Source organism: Microbulbifer maximicatervae (SeqCode), assembly GCF_056232625.1.
The window spans coordinates 4,401,411-4,413,347 of sequence record NZ_CP174324.1 but is presented as its reverse complement, the minus strand read 5'-3'; the positions used below and the strand labels follow the sequence as shown (position 1 = coordinate 4,413,347).

The window sequence follows — 11,937 nt, the reverse complement described above, 5'->3', positions numbered from 1 at the left end:
AATTATATTGTGCACAATTTAAATAAAAGCCGAAATTGATATGCAAGGGGAGATTATGAACCGACAACCTAGCCACTATTTTTCACTACTAAACCTAATTTTGGCTGCACTTTTAGCATCAGTAACACTTCCTACAATGGCTAAAACTAACAAGGCTGAACAGAGCGAAGCACCTATCCAGGTGACAGACGAGACTTTTAACTGCATCCGAGATATGACCAAGGTGCGGGGGTTTTATGTGGATAATTTACTGGGAGATCTGGATGGGACTCTAGAGGTCGCAAACTCCAACACTGGAGGTGTTTATCCTCCTGGATCAGTGGTCCAGTTAGTCCCCGGGGAAGTGATGGTCAAACACCAAAAAGGCTTTAACCCCGCCACTAAAGATTGGGAGTTTTTTGAACTGGATGTTTCTGAGGAAGGCAGCAAAATCCGTAAGCGAGGTTTTGTTGATGTAGTTAACCGTTTTGGAGGTAACTGCTTTGCCTGTCATGTCCAAGCCAGACCGCAGTGGGATTTAATTTGCGAGACCGGACACGGCTGTGAACCCATACCACTGACAAAAGAAATACTCGCCTTGCTGCAAAAAACCGATCCTCGTTGTGAATCGAACCCAGAGTTAAATCAAGAAGAGATTGCAAAATTGCAGGCGCTACAACAAGCACTGATAGCTAAGGATAAAGTGAGCAAGTAATTTATCCATAAAATTCATTTAGTAAAACTTAAAATTTAAACAAGAGAAGAGTAAGTAACCTAAGGTTACAACTTGCTTATTCAATATTATTGAAAAATAATTCAAACCATTAACGTGAATTAGAAAGAGCTCTTACCAACAAAGCTACCCAACCAACTGGTTAGTAGCTTTTTAAAAATTATACACTTAAAGACCATACTATTAATCCAATCAGCCAATATCCCTCCGTAGATTTAAACGACACAACCTTATCAGAATACTCACAAAGCGATCGTACCAACATTTACAAATAAGTAAAAATTATTAAAAAATGTGATAAACCCCGCAAATACCTAGTTGCCTTCCATATGATTTATATTTTTACCTATCCATAATAGAGAGAATTAACACCAAAAGAATTGGTACCCATTTACCACCTATTAATAGGTGAAAAAATCTAAAATTGGCACCTACATATGGAGAGTGATGTGTCTATTTCTTACTATAAGAGTATAGTGAATAACCTTTGCATTATACTAATTTCATTGATACTAGTTGCCTGCGGAGGCGGGGGCTCCTCCAGCGATGACTCAAGCACCGAAACTCCTTCTAGTGGCGATCCAGGTCAAGGGGGCACTAACAATAATACTCTCCCAGTTATTAATAATTTATCCATCACACCAGACCAAGCCTATAATGACAGCACTTTATCTGTTCTACTGGATGTCTCAGACGAAGACGGAGATCTGCTAGAAGTTACATATACCTGGAAAAACAATGATCAAGTGATCAATGAAGTAACAGAACCTAATCTAGCCCCATCCTATTTTAATCATGGCGATTCAATCAGTGTAGAAGTAGCCATCACAGACGGTGAAGACTCTGTATCACAAAGCACATCTATTACAATTCAAAATAGAGCCCCCATTATTGAGAGCCTAAGCTTTCTAAATTTACCTATATTTACCACTACCGATATCGAAGCCACTATCGATATTTCAAACGTAGATAATGACCCCCTAACAATTGAGTATCATTGGACTGTAAATCAAGAGTTAGTTTCCGATGTCATAACTAATATTTTGCCCTCCAATCATTTTTTGAAAGGAGATGAAGTGGCTGTAAAAGCAGTCGTTTCAGATGGAGATTTAACCGTTGAAGTAACAACTAGCACTCATATCCAGGATACACTACCAGTAATGTCTATCATTAACATGCCAGACACTGTTCAGTATGGCGAACCTGTAGGATTCCAGGTAGTAGTAGAAGATCCAGATAACGATCCCTATCACCTAGAGTTTCTAGCCCGCCCAAATGGTATGAAGATTGATGAAGATGATAATATCAGTTGGACACCGACTGGACCAATGTTCGAAAAAGAGATGGATATCCAATGGGAGCTTTCACTGTTACAAGAGGACTACTCACATAGCGAAGGTAGGATGATAAAAGTTTTGGATGAAGAGCGAAAAGTGCCTTTATCAAATGGATATATTGAAACTACGTTTGACTCTCCAGATTTAGCTGTTGGAGACATTGATGGAGACGGAATCAAGGAGATTGTGGCTACCAATGGTCGACGTAGATTATTTGCACTAGGCTCTGACGGTGATGAATATGCTATTAAGTGGGAGCACCCCTATGCATTAGTTGAGGGCGAAGGCCCCACCTCTCATGATTACAACGATTTATATTACTCCTGCCTAACCCTCATAGATCTCAACGATGATGGAAGGGAAGAGATCTTCGTAGGATTGCAAGGACACACTATACGGTCGCATGATACGACAGGTATATTTTTATTCGATGATAACTTAAGACCCAAAAGAGTAGCTACTCTCACAGGCAACGAAGTTCAACAAATTTATGTGACAGATTTAGATAACGACCAGACTCTAGAAATTATTGCCCTTGTCGATTTATACAATTCTTTTCTAGGGGAAGAGCCGGATGACTTTAAAGATCAAATGCAACTGGTTATCTTAAGTACTGATGACTACTCAGTGGAATGGCAATCCGAAATTCTTCAATTAGGTGCAATATTTACTGTCGGAAATCTCGATAGCGATAGTGAACTAGAGATTGTACTTGGCGGAGGTTACGTATTTGACTATATCAATGGTAGTTATACTTTAAGCTGGCATTATGAAGAAGGATTTACATCAAATAATGATAGTGCAAGTCTTGATATCGCAGATATCGACATGGATGGAATCGGTGAAATCATCGGCACTCATCCAACTTCCAAAGTTTTGACTTTTTACAATGCAAACACTCAAGAAATTAAACTTGAGAATGAAATTAAACATAGTAATTTTGTAACTTTTCTTTCTCCTGAGGACGCAACACCAAGAATCCTCGTAAGAGAGACCTCTCCTATAAAGCTACAACTCTACTCATTTGACATAGACTCACAAAAATTGACCCCTAAGTGGATTCTATCACCTTCGGTCTATAGTGAGAATATGAGAGTAGGCAATCTGGATGATGATCCAGAACTGGAATTTTACTTTACCAATAGAAACGACGTTGTAATTTACTCAAATTCTTCAGATGATGGGGAGCTAGAAATAGAGTGGCAACCTAAACAACATACAACGGATTTGAAAGACACACTTGTTGATGTGAAATCTACACTTACAAACACTTCCAGCTTGTATGCCCTGGGTCTAGCGACAGCTTCCTGGGGTAACTCGTATTTAATGACCTTTAATCCTGTTACGAATAGCTTTTCTTTTAGCCCCACAATACCGGAGATTAAAAATGAGACAACAGCTGCTGTTTTATTGGACCTTCAAAAAGATAATACTAATGAAATTGCTTTTGTAACCGGAAAAACCCCAGGCCTTTACGATATTTTCTCAGAGTCTATTATTTGGTCTGGCAACCCTATAAATGAAGAAATAGTTTCCCTCACCGCTGGCCAACTCGGCGATGATAGAAAAACCAGTATGGTTGCAACTACTAAAGATAATGGCATATATGCTTATGATATTGATAACTACGAATTACTCTGGAGCCATGATACTGGTGGCGGTGTCGATATAAAACTAATTGACACAGAAAACACGGAACAATTCAATGTAGTCGCGGCTGACTATGAAAACATCAGGCTACTAACCAGCGATGATAATTACCAATCATTTTCAACAAAGTTTAACATTTTCAGTGATATCCCTGAAGGTCAAGAAACACCAATTTATGAATTCTCTAAGAATTCTCAAATAAATATATCTGATTTAGATGGAGATTCTGTAGATGAAATTATTGTTTTAATAAAAAAAGTTAACAAGTCTTGGCTTATGGTGCTAGACGGAAGCCTAAAATTTGAGAATCTAATTTATCTAGAAGAACATGATGTTCGCTCTTTTGTAGTGCAAAATTACGGCACCCAACATCGAAATATACTATTCAGTTCTGAAAATGATGGTCGGCGCTATATTATAGAAATTGATCCATGGACCGGAAAAGTAATTTCGACCTCACCTGAGCTAGGCCCCAGAATGGTTCATGATAGTTTACGCTTTATCGACAGCAACAATGATGGACAATATGAATTAGGCTGGTTGACGGAAGAAGGATCGGTAACTATAACGCGGTAGAATGCAATTGCTAAACTAATAAAATTCTATACATTTAAAAAACCAAGCAGATCATAATTCAGGTCTGCTTGACTTCAGAACGAGCTACATAATTAATAGATGGTTGAATCATTTACCCACACTTTGCAATTCATGCTTATAGAAGCGCAGATATCAAGCCCTAGTTTAAGTCAGCGTCGGTGTCCTTATCACAATAGTTTAATCTCAGTCATAACCCACTTCAGATTTAAACTTATGCTGATATTAACCGCTAACCTCAATCCATCAATCCATCAATCCATCAATCCATCAATCCATCAATCCTTAGTGCTGCCGTCACAAACTCAAGAATATCATTCCGCCAACTATACTTCCGGGCAGCTTCAATATTTATAGAATTACACATCTAAATGAGGCAGCTAATAATAAATAAGACTGATGAATTTAACGATTTAGAAAAGCACAGAACAATTATTAAAAAGCAACACTTAGGTAAAAATCAGTCACTTAACTTATCCAGATTACGCTCAGATTAGTTTAATTCACTACGCAAATAAATAAGGCAAACGTACCAATAAACATCACCCAAAATTAAACTCATTAATAAAGTGTGATAAGTCCCACAATTATCCAATCAACACGCATATAAATTAAATTGTTATCTGTTCATAATGTGTACTTCCAAGCCCATCAGAACCGGAACTAAAATACCAATTCTTTATGAGCTCAAAGAACTAAACTTGACACTTACATATGGAGAGTGATGTGTGTATTTTTCATGATAAACTTCTTACTAACACCGTAGGCATCATACTAATTTCTTCGATACTTACCGCATGTGGAGGTGGAGGTGGAGGATCATCCAGTAGTAATTCAAATAGTGGAGGATCAGGACAAGGCGGTGGAGCTAGTAATACACCTCCGGTTATAAATAGTTTATCTATCACCCCAAACCCAGCCTATAACGATAGTGTTCTATCTGTTCAACTTGACGCCTCAGACGAAGACGGAGATCAACTAGAAGTTACATATACCTGGAAAAATAATAATCAAACTATCAGTGAAGCAACAGAATCTAAACTAGATGCATCCCATTTTAATCACGGGGATACAATTACTATAGAAGCTTATATCACTGACGGTGAAGATTCTGTTTCGCAAACTACTTCCGTCATTATTCAAAATAGAGCCCCCATAATTGAAAGTTTAAGCTTCTCAGATTTACCTGCTTTCACGAACACTGATATTGAAGCCATAATCAGTATTTCAGATATAGATAACGATCCCTTAAATATTGAATATTATTGGACTGTAAACAATGAGGAAGTTTCTGATATCACAACTAATCTTTTACCATCTACTCATTTCTTGAAGAATGATGAAGTAGCAGTAAAAGTGATTGTTTCGGATGGAGAGCTTACAAGTGAAGCAACGACTAGTACAGAGATTCAAGATACACTACCTGTAATGTCTATTGTCAATATGCCGGACATTGTCCAGTATGGAATTCCAACAACCTTTCAGGTGATAGTAGAGGACCTCGATAACGACCCCTATAACCTAGAGTTTCTAGCTCGTCCAAATGGTATGGAAATTGATGAAGAGGGTAATATTGATTGGACGCCTACTGGGCCGATGTTTGATAAAGAAATGGACGTCCAATGGGAAGTTTCACTGTTTCAAGAAGACTACTCCCATAGCGAAAGCAGGGTATTAAAAGTCGTAGATGCAGAACGGGAAATACCATTATCAAATGGCTATATTGAAATCTCACACTGGCCAAATGATGTGGCAATTGGGGATATTGATGGCGATGGAATCAAGGAAATCGTAGCCACCAATGGTAAGCGTAGGTTGTATGCGCTCGGCTCTGATGGTGAAGAATATGCTATTAAGTGGGAGTATCCCTACTTATTAACTAATGGTGAAGAAATCTCCACTAACAGAAATAATAATTATTACATATCTAGCCTTACCTTCGCAGACTTAAATAACGATGGTAAGGAAGAACTTTTAGCAGGACTTGAGGGAGATTTTGTTCGGTCTCACGATACGACGGGATTATTTCTATTCGATAATAGTTTAAGACCTAAAAGAGTAGCCACTCTCACAGGTAATGAAATTGAGCAAGTTTCCGTTACAGATTTAAATAACGATCAGAGTTTAGAAATTATTGTCCTTGTCGATATATATACTTCGTACGACTCAGAGCCTGGTGATATTGAAGATCAAATGCAACTGGTTATTTTAAATAGTGATGACTATTCAGTAAAATGGCAATCTGAAGCTCTTCAATTGGGTGAGATATTTGCTGTCGGCAATCTCGACGGTGATAGCGAACTGGAAATTGTACTTGGCGGCGGTTATGTATTTGACTATATCGATGGCAATTATGCTTTAAGCTGGTACTATGAAGATGGATTTACAGATGCTGATAAGGACAACCCAGATCTTGATATTATAGATATCGACATGGATGGGATCGGTGAAATAATCAGCATCCACCCAGCCTCAGGATTTTTAACACTATTCGACGCCAATACTCAGGCAATTAAAATAGAAAATGAAGTCAAAACTAATCAATTTACCACTTTCTTATCACCAGAGGACACAACTTTAAGAATTCTTGCAACAGAGAATAGTGTCGGCAGATCACAGCTCTACTCATTTGACATAGATGCTCAAGAATTTATCCCTGAATGGAATTCACGTCCCTCAGCCTGGGGAGACAATATGAGAGTAGCCAATCTGGATTCAGATCCAGAACTAGAATATTTTTTCGGAAACCGTGACGAAATAAAAATTTATTCAGATATTTCAGGTGACGAAGATTTAGAATTAGAATGGGAAATTGGTATTAATATGAGGCACCTCGAAGAGAAACTTGTTGATATAAAATCAAAATCTGCAGACAGCCCCAAGATATCTGCTTTGAGTCTAGGAGAAGGCGTCTGGGAAGATCCTCACATAATGTCTTTAAACACCGATACAAATATTATCTCTTTTAGCTCTGCAATACCGGAGATTGAAAATAAAATAACAGCAGGTATTATGCTAGACCTTCAAAATGATAGTACCGAAAAATTTGCTTTTGTAAATGAGAAAACCCCGGGGCTTTATGACATTTTCTCGGAATCTATTATTTGGTCTGGTAGCCCCATGAATGAAGAAGTAGTTGCTCTCACCGCAGGCCAGCTTGGTAGCGATGACAAAACCAGCATGATAGCAACAACTAAGGACGCTAGTATCTATGCTTACGATATGGATAGCTACGAATTACTCTGGAGCCATGACGTTGGTGGTGGCATAGATATAAAGCTTGTAGATATTGATAATAATGGGCTATTAGACGTAGTTTCTACCGATACGGAAACTATCAGCCTCTTTACCGGCGATGATGACTATCAGTCAATTTCAGCCCAATTCAATATTCATACCGACATTCCTGAAGGCCAAGAGAATCCTCCATCTACAAACTCAAAGATATCCCAAATAAGCACAGGAGATTTAGACGGAGATTCTATCGATGAAGTTATTATTTTAATGGAATATTATTCCAAAGCATGGATTATGGTGGTCAACAGCAGTTTGGAATTCAAGAATTTAACTTCCCTAGAAGGATATAACGTTCGCTCTATTGTCGTACAAAATTACGGAACTTCACATCGCAATTTACTGTTAAATGTCGAAAATAATGAGCTGCACTATGTTGTAGAAATGGACCCATGGACCGGAAAAATAATTTCCATATCACCGGAACTAGGTCCTATGATGGTCGAAAATAGCTTAAGATTTATCGATAGCAACAATGATGGTATTTATGAGTTAGGCTGGCTTACTGAAGAGGGCTCAATAAATGTCACAAGATAGAATTCTGCTTCTGAATTAATTGGTCTTCATACTTTAAAGACCACAAGCCAAGCAGATCGTAATTTTGACCTGCTTGGCTCCAAAAGCTATAAAGTGATCAGTGTGTACGTCATAGTTTGATCATTAACCTGCACCTTATAGCTTCCGCTTACAGAAGTGTAGATATCAGACCCACCCTGCTCCAAGTCGCCATCGGAGTCGCTATCGCCGTAGTTTTCAGTCCAGTCAGCATTAACATCGAACTTGAAACGCTGCTGGGATTGACCATCAAAATTTACCTGGATTTCCCAGGTATTGTCGGAAACTAATTCCATAGCCTCAGCACCCCAACTATTTGGTGTGCCACGGAAATAAAGGGAAGAAAAGTTAGATGTATAACTACCACAGTCTGCACAGGTCAGGCTGTAGCTCAGGGTTTCATCATTGACCTCAACAATATAGGTACCTGATACATCGGTGTAGATATCATCCCCACCCTGCTCCAGAGAACCGTCCGCATTGTTATCCCCGTAGTTTTCAGCCCAGTCACTGCTGACATCAAACTTAAAGCGCTGGTTACTGCTGCCATCAAACACCACAGTGGCACGCCAGGTATTATCTGCAACCAGGGTCATCGCCTGAGTGCCCCAGCTATTGGGCGTACCGCGGAAATTTAATGCCGTAAAGTTTTGAGCATAACCAGCATTGGGATCAGTCACGGTAATGGTTGCCGTAGCACTATCGGTCAGGCCATCGTTGTCAGTAACAGTGACTGTCTCGGTATAAGTGCCCGCACTGGCGAAGCTCAAAGTTTTGGTAGAAGAACTACCACCACTGCTCCAGCTGTAAGAAACCACACTACCGTCACTATCAGCAGAGCTGCTGGCATCCAGGGTGATACTCTGATTGACGTCTAGCGTGCTGGATACTGGAGTCACAGATGCAGTCGGTGCCTGCTGGGAAGAGACCTCGGTGATCGAATAGGCCAGGGTCTCATCATTTACTTCAATTAAGTAGTTACCGGTTACAGAGGTATAGATATCTTCTCCGGTTTGATCCAGCGTGCCATCAGCACCATCGTCACCGTAATTTTCGGCCCAGTCACCATAGATATCCAACTTAAAGCGTTGGTCTGCCTGGCCATCAAAATTAACCACCAATTGCCAGGTATTATCTGCTACCAATTCAAAAGCTGTTGCTTCCCAATTATTAGCTGTGCCACGGAAATAAAGGCTGGGGAAACCCGTCCCAGAACATTCATCACCACAGGAACCAGATAGCTGCCCACCGTGAATGGCAGCAGCGGAATAAGCTGCAACATTGAAAGTTGCATAGCCATTGCTGCCTACGGAAATAACATCTCCACTGCACTCATCATCTCCCGCCAGGACATTGCAGTAGTCCCCAGCAGGAAGGCCTGTATACAGTGTCTGGCTGAAAGAATTACCCTCGTTATTGATAACGACATAGCCTTTATCACCGCGTCCAAAGGCAATCTGGTTATCTCCGTTATCCCACCAATTTTCCATACTGGTGCCGTCGGTGTAGTTACGGAAACCCACCATATTGGCAATATTGCCCCATCGGTGCTGACATACCCATTCGTTGTTTTCACAACTCTCCGGACCAGTATTGGGGGGGCCAATATCGGTATCGGTAAAGTCATAACCTGACATTACCTTCGGATAGCCATAGGGGTGTGCCAACATAAAAACGTTGGCCAGGTTATACTTGTAGCCATCGTGATAGGTCAGGTTACCGCCACCACCGTGGCCACGTTCACGATCGTGGTTATCGATAAAGTGAACTGCATCGCTGGAAGATAAAAGTCCCCAACTCTCGCCAATACTGGCGAGGTTTTTAATTTGTCCATTAAAATTACTCGCTACATCGGTGCCGTACTTAAATTCAGTCACACGGCCCAGGAATGTATAATTTGATGGCTGGATTTCAGAAGCTTCGCCAGCTGCGCCGATAACTTCAGAAAAGATCCAGGGATTACCAGCTTTACTCATGATGCTGTACATATCGCTGGGAGACATATGCTTAACCGCATCTACACGGAAACCATCAACGCCCATACCCTGCAATTTATTTAGGTAATCGGCCAAGGTCTGCTGAACATAACTGGAACCAGTATCCAGATCTGGAAGTCCACTCAAGCGGCAATTCCAGACATTATTTGCATCGCTATAGTTGTCAATAGTGCAATCGGAGTGATAATCCCAAGAGGAAAACTCACCGGGGTGATTCAACAGTGTCCACTCCGTGCCACCCCAACCCGTGCCTCCACCATTCCAGGCCGCCGTATGGTTGATGACTACATCTGCGTAGACTTTCACACCCGCCGCATTACAGCGGCTGATCATGCTCTGTAACTCAGCCTCGGTACCGCTGCGGCTGGTCAGATTAGTGTAAGAAACCGGCTGGTAGCGCGCCCACCAGGTGGAGTGGCTGATATGTTCATGGGGCGGGGAGATCTGCACCGCATCAAAACCTTTCGGCCCCAGAAACTCCTCACATTCACTGGCGATATCATTCCAGCTCCATTCGAACAGGTGTACAAAGGCAGTGCCTGCGCTGGCATGGGTACTGGACATGGCTCCGAGTACGATACTCGCGCCTCCCAGAAGCCCTTTTAACGGAAATTGTTTTTTCATTTTAGCTTTCCTTTTTCTCTCATCTGTAGTCGTTATCTTTTTTGTATAAGGAGAACCCCAGGGGCAGTTGCCCACCAATGATTAATGGCTCTCCATTTCTACATAAGTGGGGTCAACCTATAAGCACGCCTTTTCCCAGGCACTTGCAAATACTTGGATTACATTCGCCCAACAGTAGGAGCTAGAAATATTCTCCTAAGACGACACAACCAATAGGCATTCGCTCAAGAAAAGAATTTTTGGGAAGCACCGCAAGCGGCGAAGAAAAGTTCAGGTTTATCATCACAGGTGACCATTTATTATTTTTTGCAATTCAAGCCAGACATTTGGGAATCCAAACTACGCAGTATCTAAACCGCTGGATTGCTATACCCGACCAATTGATCACTCATCCTGAGATATCCACAGACCACCATAGGCATCAATAAACTGGTAGTATGTGAACAGATACCGAACAGCAGCGGTAATATGCACCTCCTGTACTACTGCAAACCCGAAGTTACAACTATTCGAGCTTTTGGAAGGCTAATAAACAATTGTTGAGAGTACATCATCCCTCTAGGGGGCGTAGTAGATATTTGTGCTTCAGATATTGATCTTGGGTATAACTTGGCTAAAAATTAAGCAAACTAGAACTGCTTAAATAAGACAAGGTGTTTAGTGACCGTTGTATCTATGCACTAAGCTCAATAAGCTAATCTATAAAATTTGGACAACTTAAAAAATGGGGTAATTTTATTGTTAGTGAAGAGACACTTTTGTAATAACCTCAACGGAGAGCGAAAGCTTACGGCAGTAGCTACAGCCTCAAGTGCACGGAATCATTTTATAGTCGAACAGTATAGTACTGACTTTAGAATCAGAACGAATCAAATTAGCTCTCAAATTTAAATTTCTATGATGTATACAAAAGACTTTATACAGATTCTAGCTCCTCAAACTTGACACCTAAAAAGAATTTTTTTAGATACCACAGCCATTAATACAACACGAAGACTATAACACTTAAACAGTCTATTCCCTACTTGGCGCTCAGTCTCGCCGCTCTTAAACTTCTCTGGTTGCAACCCTTTACTATCATTGCCCCTCTCCTTGAGTCCCAGGGAAATCTTCTGTGAGAAAGATACTCAACTAGGAAGGGATTCCGAACGCCCACGTCAGTGGATGGAAACCA

Annotated in this window: 4 protein-coding genes; 3 read left to right on the top strand and 1 reads right to left on the bottom strand. The window is 40.6% G+C overall.

The window, feature by feature from the left end:
* Positions 1 to 55: 55 nt before the first annotated feature.
* The 3 genes from ACJJI6_RS19315 to ACJJI6_RS19305 all read left to right on the top strand — a co-directional run bounded on the left by ACJJI6_RS19315 (position 56) and on the right by ACJJI6_RS19305 (position 8,124).
* Positions 56 to 694 (top strand): hypothetical protein, encoded by a 639-nt coding sequence (locus ACJJI6_RS19315; RefSeq protein ID WP_475711769.1) that lies wholly within the window; start codon positions 56 to 58, stop codon positions 692 to 694.
* Positions 695 to 1,161: 467 nt separating this feature from the next.
* On the top strand, positions 1,162 to 4,275 hold the full coding sequence (locus ACJJI6_RS19310) for a PQQ-binding-like beta-propeller repeat protein (protein ID WP_475711767.1): 3,114 nt from the start codon (positions 1,162 to 1,164) through the stop codon (positions 4,273 to 4,275).
* A gap of 744 nt (positions 4,276 to 5,019) precedes the next feature.
* Positions 5,020 to 8,124 (top strand): FG-GAP repeat domain-containing protein, encoded by a 3,105-nt coding sequence (locus ACJJI6_RS19305; protein WP_475711765.1) that lies wholly within the window; start codon positions 5,020 to 5,022, stop codon positions 8,122 to 8,124.
* A gap of 86 nt (positions 8,125 to 8,210) precedes the next feature.
* Here the strand turns inward: ACJJI6_RS19305 and ACJJI6_RS19300 are convergent, their stop codons facing one another.
* A complete protein-coding gene (locus ACJJI6_RS19300) occupies positions 8,211 to 10,763 on the bottom strand; it encodes an alpha amylase C-terminal domain-containing protein (protein WP_475711763.1) in 2,553 nt (850 codons plus the stop codon).
* Positions 10,764 to 11,937: the final 1,174 nt, after the last annotated feature.

What these genes read in the sequence shown, in the direction of transcription:
- ACJJI6_RS19315 (WP_475711769.1), top strand. Translation starts at nt 56, where the DNA reads ATGAACCGACAACCTAGCCACTATTTTTCACTACTAAACCTAATTTTG.
- ACJJI6_RS19300 (WP_475711763.1), bottom strand. Translation starts at nt 10,763, where the DNA reads ATGAAAAAACAATTTCCGTTAAAAGGGCTTCTGGGAGGCGCGAGTATC.